This is a genomic window from Streptomyces sp. RLA131, assembly GCF_056270125.1.
The window spans coordinates 5,938,563-5,955,103 of record NZ_JBWDOQ010000002.1 but is presented as its reverse complement, the minus strand read 5'-3'; the positions used below and the strand labels follow the sequence as shown (position 1 = coordinate 5,955,103).

The 16,541-nt window shown below is 72.4% G+C and carries 14 protein-coding genes; 1 reads left to right on the top strand and 13 read right to left on the bottom strand.

The annotated features are described in order from the left end of the window. Positions 1-242: 242 nt before the first annotated feature. The 11 genes from gatB to RWE79_RS27885 form a co-directional block, all read right to left on the bottom strand. Positions 243-1,754, bottom strand: coding sequence for an Asp-tRNA(Asn)/Glu-tRNA(Gln) amidotransferase subunit GatB (gatB, locus tag RWE79_RS27935; protein WP_475942830.1), 1,512 nt, complete (start codon positions 1,752-1,754; stop codon positions 243-245). Between the two features lie 16 nt (positions 1,755-1,770). After that, positions 1,771-2,010 (bottom strand): hypothetical protein, encoded by a 240-nt coding sequence (locus RWE79_RS27930; RefSeq protein WP_475942829.1) that lies wholly within the window; start codon positions 2,008-2,010, stop codon positions 1,771-1,773. After that, positions 2,007-3,500, bottom strand: coding sequence for an Asp-tRNA(Asn)/Glu-tRNA(Gln) amidotransferase subunit GatA (gatA, locus tag RWE79_RS27925; protein WP_475942828.1), 1,494 nt, complete (start codon positions 3,498-3,500; stop codon positions 2,007-2,009). Before gatA ends, RWE79_RS27930 begins: the two co-directional genes overlap by 4 nt. 5 nt (positions 3,501-3,505) lie before the next feature. Next, on the bottom strand, positions 3,506-3,802 hold the full coding sequence (gene gatC / locus RWE79_RS27920; protein WP_475942827.1) for an Asp-tRNA(Asn)/Glu-tRNA(Gln) amidotransferase subunit GatC: 297 nt from the start codon (positions 3,800-3,802) through the stop codon (positions 3,506-3,508). Positions 3,803-3,952: 150 nt separating this feature from the next. Next, a complete protein-coding gene (locus RWE79_RS27915) occupies positions 3,953-6,148 on the bottom strand; it encodes a putative bifunctional diguanylate cyclase/phosphodiesterase (protein WP_475946150.1) in 2,196 nt (731 codons plus the stop codon). 184 nt (positions 6,149-6,332) lie between these two features. Then, a complete protein-coding gene (ligA, locus tag RWE79_RS27910) occupies positions 6,333-8,537 on the bottom strand; it encodes an NAD-dependent DNA ligase LigA (RefSeq protein ID WP_475942826.1) in 2,205 nt (734 codons plus the stop codon). Positions 8,538-8,551: 14 nt separating this feature from the next. Then, positions 8,552-9,559: a methionine synthase gene (locus tag RWE79_RS27905; protein WP_475942825.1), complete on the bottom strand. Its 1,008-nt coding sequence runs from the start codon at positions 9,557-9,559 to the stop codon at positions 8,552-8,554. 42 nt (positions 9,560-9,601) lie between these two features. Next, positions 9,602-10,291: an SDR family oxidoreductase gene (locus RWE79_RS27900; RefSeq protein WP_475942824.1), complete on the bottom strand. Its 690-nt coding sequence runs from the start codon at positions 10,289-10,291 to the stop codon at positions 9,602-9,604. A gap of 20 nt (positions 10,292-10,311) precedes the next feature. Continuing rightward, positions 10,312-10,851, bottom strand: coding sequence for an LOG family protein (locus RWE79_RS27895; protein WP_475942823.1), 540 nt, complete (start codon positions 10,849-10,851; stop codon positions 10,312-10,314). A gap of 16 nt (positions 10,852-10,867) precedes the next feature. After that, positions 10,868-12,031, bottom strand: coding sequence for a tRNA 2-thiouridine(34) synthase MnmA (gene mnmA / locus RWE79_RS27890; RefSeq protein WP_475942822.1), 1,164 nt, complete (start codon positions 12,029-12,031; stop codon positions 10,868-10,870). 144 nt (positions 12,032-12,175) lie between these two features. Further along, positions 12,176-13,345 carry a cysteine desulfurase family protein gene (locus tag RWE79_RS27885; RefSeq protein ID WP_475942821.1) on the bottom strand — a complete coding sequence of 390 codons (1,170 nt, stop codon included), beginning with the start codon at positions 13,343-13,345 and terminating at the stop codon, positions 12,176-12,178. A gap of 157 nt (positions 13,346-13,502) precedes the next feature. Between RWE79_RS27885 and RWE79_RS27880 the strand changes: the two genes are divergently transcribed. After that, positions 13,503-14,663, top strand: coding sequence for a hypothetical protein (locus tag RWE79_RS27880; RefSeq protein WP_475942820.1), 1,161 nt, complete (start codon positions 13,503-13,505; stop codon positions 14,661-14,663). A gap of 42 nt (positions 14,664-14,705) precedes the next feature. Here RWE79_RS27880 and RWE79_RS27875 read toward each other — a convergent pair whose 3' ends face one another. Further along, positions 14,706-15,365 carry a trimeric intracellular cation channel family protein gene (locus RWE79_RS27875; RefSeq protein ID WP_475942819.1) on the bottom strand — a complete coding sequence of 220 codons (660 nt, stop codon included), beginning with the start codon at positions 15,363-15,365 and terminating at the stop codon, positions 14,706-14,708. A 30-nt stretch (positions 15,366-15,395) separates the two neighbouring features. Beyond that, a complete protein-coding gene (locus RWE79_RS27870) occupies positions 15,396-16,532 on the bottom strand; it encodes an ABC transporter ATP-binding protein (RefSeq protein ID WP_475942818.1) in 1,137 nt (378 codons plus the stop codon). Between the last annotated feature and the right edge of the window lie 9 nt (positions 16,533-16,541).

The following is a 16,541-nucleotide window of genomic DNA, read 5'->3' as shown; positions in this document are numbered from 1 at the left end:
GGAATCACCCTCAAAGAACACAACAGATACGCAGGCCACTGTTTCAGGCCGAAAAGATCCACAGGGGGCTACGTGGGAATGGTCACAGCTCGCTAACGGAATTCCCAGACAGGGTCAAATCGGGCTGCTCATGACAGGAGGCGGCCCTCCCGACCGGGAGGACCGCCTCGTGCCGTCGCGAGCCGTCGCGAGCCGTCGCGAGCCGACGCGAGCCGACGCGCATGCCCGCACGCGGGCAGGTGTCAGCCCTGCACGCCCAGCTTCTCCAGCACCAGCTCACGGACGCGCTTGGCGTCGGCCTGGCCCCGGGTGATCTTCATGACCGCGCCGATGAGCGCGCCGGCCGCCGCGAGGTTGCCCCCGCGGATCTTGTCGGCGATCGCCGCGTTGGCCGCGATGGCCTCGTCGACGGCGGCGCCGAGCGCCCCCTCGTCCGAGACGACCTTCAGGCCGCGCTTCTCGACGACCGTGTCCGGGTCGCCCTCGCCGGCGAGTACGCCCTCGATGACCTGGCGGGCCAGCTTGTCGTTGAGGTCACCGGCCGCGACCAGCGCCGAGACCCGGGCGACCTGCGCCGGGGTGATCGGCAGCTCCGCGAGCTCCACGGCGTCCTCGTTGGAGCGGCGGGCCAGCTCGCCCATCCACCACTTGCGGGCGGAGGCCGCGTCGGCGCCCGCGTCGACGGTGGCGACGATCAGATCGATCGCCCCGGCGTTGAGGACCGACTGCATCTCGTGGTCGGAGATGCCCCAGCCCTCCTGCAGGCGCTTGCGCCGGACGCTCGGCAGCTCGGGCAGTGCGCCGCGCAGTTCCTCGACCCACTCGCGCGCCGGCGCGATCGGGACCAGGTCCGGCTCGGGGAAGTACCGGTAGTCCTCGGCCTCCTCCTTGATGCGGCCGGCGGTGGTGGAGCCGTCCTCCTCGTGGAAGTGCCGGGTCTCCTGGATGATCGTGCCGCCGCCGTTGAGCACGGCCGCGTGCCGCTGGATCTCGAAGCGCGCGGCGCGCTCGACACTGCGCAGCGAGTTGACGTTCTTGGTCTCGCTGCGGGTGCCGAACTTCTCCCGGCCGTGCGGACGCAGCGACAGGTTGACGTCGCAGCGCATCTGGCCCATCTCCATCCGGGCCTCGGAGACACCGAGCGCCTTGATGAGCTCGCGCAGTTCGGCGACGTACGCCTTGGCGACCTCGGGGGCGCGGGCGCCCGCGCCCTCGATCGGCTTGGTGACGATCTCGATCAGCGGGATGCCGGCCCGGTTGTAGTCCAGGAGGGAGTGCGAGGCGCCGTGGATACGGCCGGTGGCACCACCCACGTGGGTGGACTTGCCGGTGTCCTCCTCCATGTGGGCGCGCTCGATCTGCACCCGGAAGACCTCGCCGTCCTCCAGCGAGACGTCCAGATAGCCGTTGAAGGCGATCGGCTCGTCGTACTGCGAGGTCTGGAAGTTCTTCGGCATGTCCGGGTAGAAGTAGTTCTTCCGGGCGAAGCGGCACCACTGCGCGATCTCGCAGTTGAGCGCGAGGCCGATCTTGATGGCCGACTCCACGCCGATCGCGTTGACCACCGGCAGCGCGCCGGGCATGCCCAGACAGACAGGGCAGACCTGGCTGTTGGGCTCGGCACCCAGCGTCGTCGAACACCCGCAGAACATCTTGGTCGCGGTGCCGAGTTCGACGTGGACCTCAAGGCCCATCACCGGGTCGTACACCGCGAGGGCGTCCTCGTACGACACCAGGTCGTCAGTCACAGTCATTCCTCAGTCATCCCTATCAACCGGCCAGCACGTCGTCGTCACCCAGCCGGCGCAGCTCACGCACCAGCAGGGCCACGCCGGTGGCGATCGCCGCGGCACTGATGACCGCGTCCAGCAGAAGCAGCTTGTCGCTCTCGGACCGGCCCCGCTTCACCTGCTTGATGACGCTGACGGCGCCGAAGAGGGTCGTACCGATGGACAGATAGGTGCCAGGCCTGGACTTCTTGAAGCCCTTGGCCTTCTCCAGCTTGCTCACAGCGTCGGAGCCTCCTCCAGCAACGGGTGTCCCCAGCGTGCGGTGAAGCCCGCCTCCACGGCGGCACCGACACGGTAGAGCCGGTCGTCGGCCAGGGCGGGCGCGATGATCTGCAGCCCGACCGGGAGCCCGTCCTCCGGCGCGAGGCCGCAGGGTACGGACATGGCCGAGTTGCCCGCCAGGTTGGCCGGGATGGTGCACAGGTCGGCGAGGTACATCGCCATCGGGTCGTCCGCCCGCTCCCCGATGGGGAAGGCGGTGGTCGGCGTGGTCGGCGAGATGATCACGTCGACCTGGCCGAAGGAGCGCTCGAAGTCCCGCGTGATCAGGGTGCGGACCTTCTGGGCGCTGCCGTAGTACGCGTCGTAGTATCCGGAGCTGAGCGCGTACGTGCCGAGCATGATCCGGCGCTTGACCTCGGGGCCGAAACCGGCCTCGCGGGTCAGCGCGGTGACCTCCTCGGCGGAGCGGGTGCCGTCGTCGCCGACCCGCAGGCCGTAGCGCAGGCCGTCGAAGCGGGCCAGGTTCGAGGATGCCTCGGACGGCGCGATCAGGTAGTACGCGGCCAGCGCGTACGTGAACGACGGGCAGGACAGCTCGACGATCTCGGCGCCCAGCTCGCGCAGCAGCTCGACCGCGTCGTTGAAGCGCTCGACGACACCGGACTGGTAGCCCTCGCCGCCGAACTCCTTGACGACGCCGACCCGCAGCCCCTTGACGTTGCCGTTGCGCGCGGCCTCGACGACCGGCGGTACGGGAGCGTCGACAGAGGTCGAGTCCAGCGGATCGTGGCCGGCGATGGCCTCGTGGAGCAGGGCCGCGTCCAGGACCGTACGGGCGCAGGGCCCGCCCTGGTCCAGGGACGAGCTGAACGCCACCATGCCGTAGCGCGACACCGCGCCGTACGTCGGCTTGACGCCGACCGTGCCGGTGACGGCGGCGGGCTGGCGGATCGAGCCGCCGGTGTCCGTGCCGATCGCCAGCGGCGCCTGGAAGGAGGCGAGCGCTGCCGCGCTGCCGCCGCCGGAACCGCCGGGGATCCGGGTGAGGTCCCAGGGGTTGCCGGTCGGGCCGTAGGCGCTGTTCTCGGTGGAGGACCCCATGGCGAACTCGTCCATGTTGGTCTTGCCGAGGATCACGATGCCGGCCCGGCGCAGGCGGGTGGTGAGCGTCGCGTCGTACGGCGGGATCCAGCCTTCGAGGATCCTGCTGCCGACGGTCGTCGGAACGCCCTTGGTGGTGAAGATGTCCTTCAGTGCGAGGGGGACGCCGGCCAGCGGGCCGAGCGTCTCGCCCGCGGCGCGCCTGTCGTCGACGGCCCGGGCCGCCTTCAGCGCACCCTCGGTGTCGACGTGCAGGAAGGCGTGCACCTTCTCGTCGACCGCGTCGATGCGGTCCAGGTGCGCCTGGGCGACCTCGACGGCGGAGGCCTCGCCCTTGGCGACGACCGCGGCGGTCTCGGCTGCGTTGAGCCTGGTCAGTTCCGTCATGATGATCAGTCCTCCCCCAGGATCTGCGGCACCTTGAAGCGCTGCTGCTCCTGGGCCGGGGCGCCGGACAGGGCCTCGGCCGAGGTCAGGCCGGGCCTGACCTCGTCACGGCGCATGACATTGGTCAGCGGCAGCGGGTGGGAGGTCGGTGGTACGTCCTCGCCGGCCACCTCGGAGACGCGGGCGACCGCGCCGATGATCTCGTCCAGCTGCGAGGCGAAGTGGTCGAGCTCTTCGTCCTTCAGCTCAAGACGCGACAGCCGGCCGAGGTGGGCGACCTCCTCGCGCGTGATGCCAGGCATGCAGCGATCCTCTGGGAGTGAGTTCGGTGGTTTCCGGCCCAATCCTATGGGGGCGGCCGCCCCCGGGGCGAAACGGTCGGCGGCGGGCCGTCGCGGGGCCGTCGCGAGGGCCGTCGCGAGGCACCGGCCGGCGGGGCCCGGGAGGGCGGCTCAGCCGGCGTCCGGCACGGCCCGCGCCGCGGGCGCGGGAGCCGTCACGGCTGCCGTGGCCGCCGCCGCGGCGGTCGCTGTGGCGGCAGCCACGGCCGTGGCCGCGGCCGACGCCCGCGCGGCTTCGAGCTCGGCGGGGCGGTGCCATCCGGTACGGCCGCGCAGCCGGAGCCACGCCGTCGCCTCGTCCGGAGGCATCGCGGCGGCGACGAGCCAGCCCTGGATGGCGTCGCAGCCCAGGTCACGCAGGCGTTCCCAGGTCTCGTCGTCCTCGACGCCCTCGGCGACGACCAGCAGGCCGAGCGAGTGCGCGAGGTCGACCGTGCAGCGCACGATCTCCGCGTCCTCCGTGTCGACCACCAGCCTGGCCACGAACGACCGGTCGATCTTGAGCTCGCTGACCGGCAGCCGCCGCAGATGCACCAGCGAGGAGTAGCCGGTACCGAAGTCGTCCAGCGACATCTTCACACCGTGGCCGGTGAGACCGGCGAGGGTGTCGGCGGCCCGCTGCGGGTCCTCCAGCAGTACGTGTTCCGTTATCTCCAGCTGCAGCGACCCGGGCGGGACGCCGTGCCGGGCGAGCCGGGCGGCGACCGCCCCGGCGAAACCGGGCGAGTGCACGTCACGCGGGGAGACGTTCACCGCGACCGGGACCTCCAGACCCATCGCCCGCCAGCGGGCGATCTGGCCGAGGGCCTTCTCCAGCACGTACTCGGTGAGCCGGGGCATCAGCCCGGACGTCTCGGCGATGGCGATGAAGTCCTCGGGGCTGACCCGGCCCCGCTCGGGGTGCACCCAGCGCACCAGCGCCTCAAGCCCGGCCACCTGCCCGTCGAACCGGACCTTCGGCTGGTAGTGCAGCTCGACGTCGCCGGCGTCCAGGGCGCGCCGAAGGTCGCCCAGCAGGCCGAGGCGGTCGGGGGTGTTGCCGTCCCGCTTGGCCTCGTAGACCTCCACGCCGCTGCGGTCGCGTTTCGCCTGGTACATGGCGACGTCGGCGCGCCGCAGCAGGCCCTCCGCGTCGGAGGCGTGATCGGGGTAGACGGCGACCCCGGCGCTGGCCTCCAGCACCAGGGTGAGTCCGTCGAGACTTAACGGCGAGCTCAGCGCGCCCACCAGCGAGCGGGCGATGCGCTGGGCCCTGGTCGGTGAGTCGCAGGTGGGCAGCAGCACCGCGAACTCGTCGCCGCCGAGCCTGGCGGCCTCGGCGCCCCGGGGCAGGGCGAGCCGCAGGCGGTCGGCGATCTGGAGCAGCAGCCGGTCGCCCGCCATGTGGCCGAGTGTGTCGTTGACGGACCGGAACTTGTCCAGGTCGATCAGGACCAGGGCGGTGCGCTCGCCGCCCCGCTCCGCGTCGTCGATCGCCGTCCAGGCGCGTTCCAGCAGCCACTGGCGGTTGGGCAGACCGGTCAGCGGGTCCCGCAGCTGCTCCTCGGCGCGGGCGCGGGCGATCCAGAGCGTGGAGTCCAGGGCGATCAGCGGCACCGCGAAGAGCGGCAGCAGGACCGGGAGCTGGACGGCGACCACGATGATCAGCGGCGAGATGCCCAGCAGGGCGACACCGACCAGGCCCTGCCGGATCAGGGCCGTCCGGGCGACGGTGGGCAGGCCGCCGTCGCGCGGCACGATGGCGTACCACAGCAGGGCGCGGGTCGCAGCGAGGTAGGCGAGGGCGCAGATGACGACCGCGGGGACGGCGGCCATCCCCCATGTGGCGGGATACCAGGGCTGTTCGACTGACGGATGGACGGCGAAGGCGGCCAGCCCGAGGGAGGCCGAGCCGATGCCCAGGATGTCGACGGCTCCGTGCAGCAGGGCCTGCCGCCAGCGGTGGCGGCGGGCGCAGCCGACGAGCACGACGACGGCGAGGCTGACCAGGACGGCCGGCACCCAGCCGTACAGGAGCAGCATGGCCAGCGTGAGGGCGGCGCCGGAGCCGGTGCCGCCCCACCACCGGTCGCGGCCCATGGCGACGAGATGGCCGACGATCACGCCGGTCAGGACGGCGAAGGACCAGCCCGCGGTGGAGCCGGGGAAGAGCGCGTCGCCGTCCAGCCGTATCCGGGCGACGCCGGCGCCGAGTGCCACGGCGGCGGCGCCGACCACCGCGTACCTGAGTGCTGCCGGGGGCAGCGACGGCGTGGCGGCCGGCTGGCTCAGCCGCCGCGCCGGTCCGGCGCGCTCCGTCGGTTCCATGCCCAGCCCTCTCGCAGCCATGTGCCGGTTGATCCACCACGCCTTCTGCCCGGGGGAACGCAGACGCGCTTCTCAACAGTAGGCCGGATAAGGCTGTCACGGGCACCGATCGGCTGCTGTTGCCCGAATGGGACACACCCGCCCGGAAGCTTCCGTTATCGGCCGAACGGGTGATGACGGGCCGTCATTCGAGCGGGGGTGAGTCGGGCTCCGCCGGGTTGACGGCCACCGCCCGGGCCGCGTCGGCGCCCTGTTCGAGCAGGACGGCGAAGCCGTCCTCGTCGAGCACCGGCACCTTGAGCTGGACGGCCTTGTCGTACTTGGAGCCGGGGTTGTCGCCGACGACCACGAAACCGGTCTTCTTGGAGACCGATCCGGTGACCTTGGCCCCGCGGCTGCCCAGCGCCTCCTTGGCGCCGTCCCGGGTGTGGGTGGCCAGGGTGCCGGTGACCACCACGGTGAGCCCTTCGAGCGGACGCGGCCCCTCCTGCGAGCCCTCCTCGGTGAAGGTCACCCCGGCCCGGCGCCACTTCTCGATGATCTCCAGGTGCCAGTCCTCGGCGAACCACTGGATGAGCGAGGCCGCGATGGTCGGTCCGACTCCCTCGACGGCCGCCAGCTCCTCCTCGCTCGCGTCCTTGATTCGGTCGAGGTCGCGGAACTCGCGGGCCAGGGCCTCGGCGGCGACCGGCCCGACGTGACGGATCGACAGCCCGGCGATGATCCGGGCGAGCGGGCGCTGTCTGGCGGCGGCGATGTTGTCCAGCATGGCGAGGGTGTTCTTCTTCGGCTCGCCCTTCTGGTTGGCGAAGACCGTGGCGATCTTCGGTTCGCCGGTCTCCGGGTCCCGCTTGGGCAGGCCGCTGTCCTGGTCGAGTACGTACGCCCGGATCGGCAGCAGGTCCTCGGCCTTGAGGTCGAACAGGTCGCCCTCGTCGCGCAGCGGCGGCTCGGACGGCTCCAGCGGCCTGGTGAGGGCGGCGGCGGCGACATAGCCGAAGCTCTCGATGTCGAGGCAGCGGCGGCCGGCCAGGTAGAAGAGACGTTCACGCAACTGGGCGGGGCAGGAGCGGGCGTTGGGGCATCTCAGGTCGATGTCCCCCTCCTTCATGGGCCGCAGGCCGGTGCCGCACTCCGGGCACTCGGAGGGCATCACGAACTCGCGCTCGGTGCCGTCCCGCAGATCGGCCACCGGGCCGAGGATCTCGGGGATGACGTCGCCCGCCTTGCGCAGCACCACCGTGTCGCCGATGAGCACGCCCTTGGCCTTGACGACGTCCTGGTTGTGCAGGGTGGCGAACTCGACCTCGGAACCGGCGACCTTGACCGGCTCGACCACGGCGTACGGCGTGACGCGGCCGGTGCGGCCCACGCCGACCCGGATGTCGACCAGCCGGGTGTTGACCTCCTCCGGGGCGTACTTCCAGGCGATGGCCCAGCGGGGGGCGCGGGCGGTGGAGCCGAGCCGGCCCTGGAGCGGGACCTCGTCGACCTTGACCACGATGCCGTCGATCTCGTGCTCGACGTCGTGGCGGTGCTCGCCGTAGTAGGCGATGACCTCCTTGACGCCGGCGACCGTGCCGACCACCCGGGCGTGGGTGGTGGTCGGCAGGCCCCACTCGCGCAGCAGGTCGTAGGCGTGCGACAGCCGCTGGATGTCGAAGCCCTCCCGGGCGCCGATGCCGTGCACCACCATGTGCAGCGGGCGGCTCGCGGTGACCCGGGGGTCCTTCTGGCGCAGCGATCCGGCGGCGGCGTTGCGCGGGTTGGCGAAGGGCTTGTCACCGGCCTCGACCAGCCGGGCGTTGAGCTCCTGGAACTGCTCCATCGGGAAGTAGACCTCGCCGCGGATCTCGACCAGCTCCGGGATCCGCTCGCCCGACAGCCGGTCGGGGATCTCGGCGATGGTCCGGACGTTGGGCGTGATGTCCTCGCCGGTGCGGCCGTCGCCACGGGTGGCGGCCCGGGTCAGCCGGCCGTGCTCGTACGTGAGGTTGACCGCGAGGCCGTCCACCTTCAGCTCGCACAGGAAGTGGTACGGGATGGCGTCGAGTTCGGCGGCGACGCGCTCGGCCCAGGCGTCCAGCTCCTCGTCGTCGAAGGCGTTGTCGAGCGAGAGCAGGCGCTCGCGGTGCCGCACCGACGTGAACTCGGTGGCGTAGGCACCGGCGACCTTCTGGGTCGGGGAATCCGGGGTGCGCAGCTCCGGATACTGCTCCTCCAGGGCCTCCAGGCGCCGCAGCAGCCGGTCGAAGTCGGCGTCGCTGACGACCGGCGCGTCGTTGACGTAGTAGCGGAAGCGGTGCTCCTCGACCTCTTCGGCCAGCCGGCCGTGCTGCTCACGTACCTCGGCGGATACCTCGGCGGGTACCTCGGCAGGATTCTCCACTTCCCCGTCCTTCCTCACTCCGGGTTGTCGACGAGCGACCGCGCCGCCTTCGCGCAGTGCGCCAGCGCGGCACGGGCATAGGCCGGTGAGGCCCCCGCCAGACCACAGGACGGGGTCACGGCAACGGAGCGCCCCAGAGCGCCCGGTGCCAGCCCCAGCCTGCGCCACAGCGTCCGAACACCACTGACGCTACCGGCAGGGTCTGACAACGGGGCGTCCGTGCCCGGCACGACACCGGCCAGGAGTGCGGTGCCCGCCTCGACGGCCTCCCCGAAGGCGTCCCAGTCACGCTCCGTGAGCAGGTCGAAGTCGAAGGAGATCCCGGCGACCCCGGAGCGGCGCAGCAGCGCGAACGGTACGTCCGGCGCGCAGGAGTGGGCGATCACCGGCGCCCCGACGGCCCCGATGATGTCGCGCAGGGCGCCCTCGACGACCTGGCGGTCGACCGCGCGGTGGGTGCGGTAGCCGCTGGCGGACCTCACCTGCCCGAGCAGCACCGCCGTCAGCGACGGCTCGTCGAGCTGGAGCACCGGCCGGGCGCCGGGGATCCGGCGGCGTACGTCGGCGACGTGCAGCCGCAGCCCCTCGGCCAGCGACTCCGTGAGGTCCCGACAGGCCCCGGGGTCGGACAGCGCGGCCTCGCCGTTGCGCAGCTCGACGCCGGCCGCCAGGGTCCAGGGCCCGACGGCCTGGAGCTTGAGCACACCGTCGTACCCCTGCGTGAACTCCTCCAGCGCGTCCAGGTCCTCGCCCAGCCAGGCCCGGGCCCGCCGGGTGTCGCGGCCCGGCCGGTCCCCGAACCGCCAGCCGCTGGGCTCCACCCGGGCGTACAGCTCGACCAGCATGCCCAGGGTGCGCCCCAGCATGTCCGCGCCGGGCCCCCGGGCGGGCAGTTCCGGCAGGAACGGCAGCGCGTCCAGTGCCCCCGTCGCCGTACGCGCCGCCTCGCGGGCGTCGCCGCCCGGCATGGACCCGATCCCCGTGGCCGCCCCTTCGGGCAGCACAAACTCTTCCGTACTCACGCACGAAGCGTACGAGACCCGGGCGGTGCGGTGATCGCGGCGCTAGCTTCCCGGCCGGACCGTCAGGTCGTTGATCTCCGCGTCGCGGGGCAGGTCGATCGCGGTGAGGACGGCCGTGGCCACCGACTCCGGGGCGATCCAGCGCGAGGGGTCGTACTCCTTGCCCTCCTGGCTGTGCACCTTGGCCTGCATGGGGGTCGCGGTGCGGCCCGGGTAGACGGTCGTGACGCGCACCCCGTTGCCGTGCTCCTCCTGCCGCAGGGCGTCGGCCAGGGCCTTGAGGCCGTGCTTGCTGGCGGCGTACGCGCCCCACTCGGCGTGCGCGTTGAGGCCGGCGCCGGAGTTGACGAAGACCACATGGCCGCGCGCCAGGCGCAGTTGGGGCAGCAGCAGGCGGGTCAGCTCGGCCGGGGAGACGAGATTGGCGGCCAGGGTCTGGTTCCAGGTCCTGGGCGTGGTGTCCCCGACCGGACCGAGTTCCACGATTCCGGCGACGTGCTGGAGCGAGTCCAGCCGTTCGGGCAGTTCCTGGTGGGACAGCGCCCACGACAGCCGCTCCGGCTCGGCCAGGTCGCCGACCAGCGTACGGGCGCCGGGGAAGGCCGCCGCCAGTTCCCTGGCGCGGCCCGCGTCGCGGGCCAGCAGCCACAGTTCGTCGCCCCGCTCGGCGAGGCGCCGCGCGAGGGCGGCGCCGATGCCGGAACCGGCCCCGGTGATCAGATGAGTCGCCATGGTCCCATCCTCGCACCCGGTCACCGGACGCCGGCGGCCTCCTCCAGGTACGCCAGCGCCGACACGCCGTCCTGCGCGAACAGGACGAGTTCGGTGAGCGGCAGCGGCAGGAAGCCCTCGTCCTCCATCCGCTGGAACTGCTGCTTGAGCCCGTCGTAGAAGCCGGCCGTGTTGAGCAGGACGACCGGCTTGGCGTGCAGCCCGTGCTTCTTCAGCTCCAGGATCTCGGTCGCCTCGTCGAGCGTGCCCGTCCCACCGACCATGATCACGAAGGCGTCGGCGCGGGCCAGCAACTCCGCCTTGCGTTCGGCCAGATCGGCGGCGATCACCATCTCGTCGGCGTTCTTCCGGGCCTTGGCGGCCAGGAATCCGACGGAGACCCCGACCAGCCGGCCGCCGTGCCGCTGGACCCCGTCGGCCATCAGTTTCATCAGGCCGACGTCCGAGCCGCCCCACACCAGGGTGTGGCCGCCCCTGCCGATCAGCTCGGCGAACTCACGGGCGGGTTCGGTGTAGCGGGCGTCCAGGTCGGCGGCGGACAGGAAGACGCAGATGTTCATGGCCGCGAGCCTACGGCTAGCCGGTGACGGCGGCCGTCCGGCGCTGCGTGGTGGCGATCGTCGCCGAGCCGACGACCCGGGTGCCGTCGTACAGCACCACGGCCTGGCCGGGCGCGACCCCGCGCACCGGTTCGGCGGTGAAGCGGACCCGCAGTCCGCCGTCCTCGGCGAGCTCGGCGGTGACCGGCACATCGGCGCCGTGGGCGCGCAACTGGGCGGTGTACCGCGCGGCCGTCCCGGCCGCCGGAGCGGTGCCGCACCAGCGGGGGCGGACGGCGGTCAGCCCGACGACGTCGAGGGCGTCGGCCGGACCGACGGTGACCGTGTTGTCCACCGGGGAGATGTCCAGCACGTAGCGGGGCTTGCCGTCCGCGGCGGGCACGCCCAGCCGTAGGCCCTTGCGCTGGCCGACGGTGTACCCGTAGGCGCCGGTGTGGGTGCCGAGCTTCGTACCGTCCTCGTCGAGGATGTCGCCGTCGGCGGTGCCCAGCCGGGTGGCCAGGAAGCCCTGGGTGTCGCCGTCCGCGATGAAGCAGATGTCGTGGCTGTCGGGCTTCTTCGCCACGGACAGCCGGCGCCGTGCCGCCTCGGCGCGGATCTCGTCCTTCGTGGTGAGCGTGTCGCCCAGCGGGAACAGCGCGTGCGCCAGCTGGCGTTCGTCGAGGACCCCCAGGACGTACGACTGGTCCTTGGCCGCGTCCGAGGCCCGGTGCAGCTCGCGGGTGCCGTCGGGGTTGACCACGACCGTCGCGTAGTGCCCGGTGCAGACGGCGTCGAAGCCGAGGGCGAGCGCCTTGTCGAGCAGGGCGGCGAACTTGATCTTCTCGTTGCAGCGCAGGCAGGGGTTGGGCGTGCGCCCGGCCGCGTACTCGGCGAAGAAGTCCTCGACCACGTCCTCCCGGAAGCGGTCGGCGAGATCCCATACGTAGAAGGGGATACCGATCACGTCCGCGGCCCGGCGGGCGTCGTGGCTGTCCTCGATGGTGCAGCAGCCACGGGCGCCGGTACGGAAGGACTTGGGGTTCGCGGACAGGGCGAGGTGGACGCCGGTCACGTCGTGGCCGGCGTCGGCGGCGCGGGCGGCGGCGACGGCGGAGTCCACACCGCCGCTCATCGCGGCGAGCACGCGGAGGCGACGGCCGTCGTTCGGGGTGGTGGGTGCGCCGGGGAAGTCAGTCATAGCCCTACCAGGGTAATGGCCTCCCCGGAGCGCCGTGTCGGGGCCGCTGTGTCAGACCCGATGTATGAGACCTGATGTGGCAGACCCGATGTATGAGATCTGATGTATGAGATCCGATGTATGAGATCTGATGTATCAGGCCCGCTACATCAGGCCCGCGCTGCGGGCGCGGTCGGCCACCGGGCCGATCGCCACCGCGAGGGCGTCGACGTCGGCCCGGGTGCTGGTGTGGCCGAGCGAGAAGCGCAGGGAGCCGCGGGCCAGGTCGGGGTCGGAGCCCTGAGCGAGCAGCACATGGCTGGGCTGGGGCACCCCGGCGGTACAGGCGGAGCCGGTGGAGCACTCGATGCCCTGGGCGTCGAGCAGCAGCAGCAGGGAGTCGCCCTCGCAGCCGGGGAAGGAGAAGTGCGCGTTGGCCGGGAGCCGGCCGCCGGGCGCCGGATCACCGTTGAGGATCGCGTCGGGCACCGCCGCCCGGACCCTGGCGACCAGATCGTCCCGCAGGGCGCCGACCTCCCGGGCGAAGCCGGCGCGCCGCTCGGCGGCCAGCGCGCCGGCCACGGCGAACGCGGCGACCGCCGGTACGTCGAGCGTGCCGGACCGTACGTGCCGTTCCTGGCCGCCGCCGTGCAGCTGCGGCACCGGGGCGATCTCGCGGCGCAGCAGCAGCGCCCCGACCCCGTACGGGCCGCCGACCTTGTGCCCGGTGACGGTCATCGCGTCGAGCCCGGAGGCCGTGAAGTCGACCTCCACCTGACCGAAGGCCTGCACCGCGTCGGAATGCAGCGGGATGCCGAACTCTCGTGCCACCGCGCTCAGTTCAGCTATCGGCATGATGGTGCCGACCTCGTTGTTGGCCCACATCACGGTGGCCAGGGCGACATCGCCCGGGTCGCGGGCGACGGCCTCCCGCAGCGCCTCGGGGTGGACCCGGCCGTACGCGTCGACGGGGAGCCATTCGACCCGGGCGCCCTCGTGCTCGGCGAGCCACTCGACGGCGTCGAGCACCGCGTGGTGCTCGACGGGGCTGACCAGCACCCGGGTGCGGCGCGGGTCGGCGTCCCGGCGGGCCCAGAACAGGCCCTTGACGGCGAGGTTGTCGGACTCGGTGCCGCCGCCGGTGAAGACGACCTCACTGGGCCGGGCCCCGAGCGCGGCGGCCAGGGATTCCCGGGACTCCTCGACCTGCCGGCGGGCACGACGGCCGGAGCCGTGGAGGGAGGAGGCGTTGCCCGTGACTGCGAGCAGGTCGGTCATCGCCCGCACCGCCTCCGGCAGCATCGGAGTGGTGGCGGCGTGGTCGAGGTAGGCCATGATGTGCACGATTCTAGGGGGTGCCCGGCGGACCGGGCCGGACAGGGCGGCGGCCGGACCGGGTCCGGGGCGGCTGCGCCGCTGATAGCGTGTCCGCCGCCACACAGGCCCGGCAGGGCCGCGTACGGGGCACGGACACGAGGGGATTTGAGTCCGGATGCGGCAGATTCGGGTGCTGAGGCGCGGGCCCGCGGTCGTTCTCGGCCTGCTCGCGCTGTGGATCGCCCTGGGGGCCTGGGCGGCGGTCCTTCACGACCTGCGGCAGCTGGGTCTCCATGACTCCTGGTCGCTGTGGACCGGTACAACCCGGATCTCGGCAGGCGTCTCGGCCAGGGCCGTGGCCGGGGACGTGGCCGGGATGCCGATGAGCACCGTCAACGACCTCGCGATCGGCACGGCCCTGGTCGTGGCCGGTCTGATGGCGCTGGCCGGGGCCCGTACGGCGGGCGGGGCGCTGGCCGCCACCGTGTGGATCGCGATCACCCTGCGGGTGCCGGTGGTGTGGTCGGCACTGCGCAGCACCGCGTGGACGCCCTGGTACCGGCCGGACCGCGGCGGCTCCTCGGCGGCCGCCTGGAGCGGCCTCGACGCCGTCCAGTCGCTGTTCTTCCTGGCGGTCTGCGTGGTCCTGCTGCTGGCCGGGCGCGGTCCGGCCCGGGTGTGTCCGGCCCGGCCGGGCCGGGGTGCGGCGCTCACCTCGGCGGTGCTGCTGGCGGCGTTCGCCGCGTTCGGGGTGGGCTGGAACCTCCACCTGGCCACGGAGGCCGGCGGCACGCTGTGGCTTCGGTCCCTCACCGGCGAGGACATGATCACCGCCGGGCTCGGCGCGGGTCCCGCCTGGCTGTGGACGCTGCAGGCCCTGGTCTGCGCGGCGGCCGCGGTGCTGGCCGGTACCCGCTCGGTGGCGGCCCGCGGCTTCACCATCGCGGTGTCGGTGTTCATGCTGGTGATCGGGGCGGCCGCACTCGTGGCGTACCTGAGGACCGGCACGCTCCTGGAACTCGGCGGCACCTCGCCGAAGGCGGCGTTCTTCGGCCGTCTGGAGACCGTGCTGGAGGTCGCCGGCCCGGTCCTGGTGATCCCGCTGATGGCCCGCCGCGGCCGGTCGGCGCCGGAACAGCCGGTGGCGCCGCCGCACGTCCCGGCGCCCTCCCCCGGCTGGCAGCCGCCGCCCCCGCCCCAGCAGCCCCCGGCCGGATACGGCCAAAGCCACAGCCAAAGCCACGGCCACGACTACGACTACGACTACGACCATGGGCACTCCGCGCCGCCGGTCCCGCCGCCCGGCGCCGGCTTCGGACCGCCCCCGCAGTCCTGAGGCCGGAGTCCAGGTCCGGCCCCGGGGCCCGGACACGGGCTCTCAGGCCTCCTCCACCACCGTGCTGCTGCGGTGCCAGGCCCTCGGCGCCCGCCAGTGGAACCGCATGGCCAGCAGCCGCACCAGGAAGGCGCAGATCACGGCGGTGACGCCGGTAGTCGGGGTCAGCGCGTCGAACCGGATGAGGACCGCGACCATGGTCGCGCCGACGATGGCCGGCACCGCGTAGAGGTCACGGTCCCACCGCAGCAGCGACGGCACCTCGTTGCCCAGTACGTCGCGCAGCACACCGCCGCCCACTGCCGTGGCGAGGCCGAGGGTGGCGGAGGCGGTGAGGTTGAGCCCGTAGGCGTACGCCTTGGTGGTGCCGATGACGCAGAAGAGGCCGAGGCCGGCCGCGTCGAAGACGTTGATGGTGGTGTTGATCCGTTCCACCTGGGGGTGGAGGAAGAACACCACCACGGTGGCGATCAGCGGTGTGAGGAAGTACCCCTGGTCGGTGAAGGCGGCCGGTGGCACCGCCCCGATGATCAGGTCCCGGATCAGCCCGCCGCCCAGCGCCGTGATCTCGGCCAGCACGGCCATCCCGAACACGTCGAAGTTCTTGCGGACGGCGAGCAGCGCCCCGGAGATCGCGAAGACGAAGATCCCGACGATATCCAGGGCGTGCTGAACGGAGTGGCTGAACAGGTCGGTGTGCACTGCACCGTTCTACCCGAACGGGCCCGACCGCTACTCCGGGGCGTTCCCGGCGGCGTTCCCGGCGGCGTTCCCGGCGGCGTTCCCGGCGGCGTTCCCGGCGGCGTTCCGCGGGTCACCGTCCGGGGCGCTGTCCGGGGCGCTGTCCGGGACACCGTCCGGGGCGTTCTCCGGGTGGTGGCAGGCCACCTGGTGCCCGGTCGCCAGGGCGACCAGCGGCGGCTCGGTGGTCCGGCAGACCTCGGTCGCCTTCCAGCACCGGGTGTGGAAGCGGCAGCCCGGCGGCGGGGCGATCGGCGACGGCACGTCACCGGTCAGCAGGATCCGCTCGCGCTTGGCGCGCCGCTTGGGGTCGGGTACCGGCACCGCCGACAGCAGCGCGTTGGTGTACGGGTGCATCGGCTTGCGGTAGAGGGTCTCGCGGTCGGCGATCTCGACGATCTTGCCGAGGTACATCACGGCGATGCGGTCGGACACGTGCCGGATGACCGACAGGTCGTGCGCGATGATCACATACGTGAGCCCGAGCTCGCTCTGCAGGTCGTCGAGGAGGTTGACGACCTGGGCCTGGATGGAGACGTCCAGCGCCGAGACCGGCTCGTCGGCGACGACCAGCTTGGGCTTGAGGGCCAGGGCCCTGGCGATGCCGATGCGCTGCCGCTGCCCGCCGGAGAACTCGTGCGGGTAGCGGTTGTAGTGCTCGGGGTTGAGGCCGACGAGCTCCAGCAGGTTCTGGACCTCCTTCTTCACCCCGTTCTCGGTCTGCACCTTCTGCAGCTTGAACGGCGCGCCGACGATCGAGCCGACCGTGTGCCGGGGGTTCAGCGAGGAGTACGGGTCCTGGAAGATCATCTGGACGTCGCGGCGCAGCGGGCGCATGCCCGCCGTGCCCAGGTGCGTGATGTCCCGGCCCTCGAACTCGATCTTCCCGCCGGTCGGTTCGAGCAGCCGGGTGATCAGCCGCCCCATGGTCGACTTGCCGCAGCCGGACTCACCGACCACACCGAGGGTCTCGCCGGGCCGGACCTCGAAGTCGATGCCGTCGACCGCCCTGACCGCGCCGGCCTGGCGGCGCAGCAGCCCTTTGGTGATCGGGAAGTGCTTGACCAGGCCGCTCACCCTGAGCAGCGGCTCTGCCCCCTCGGCGGTCGTCTGCTGGGGGATCGTCATCTCCTGGCC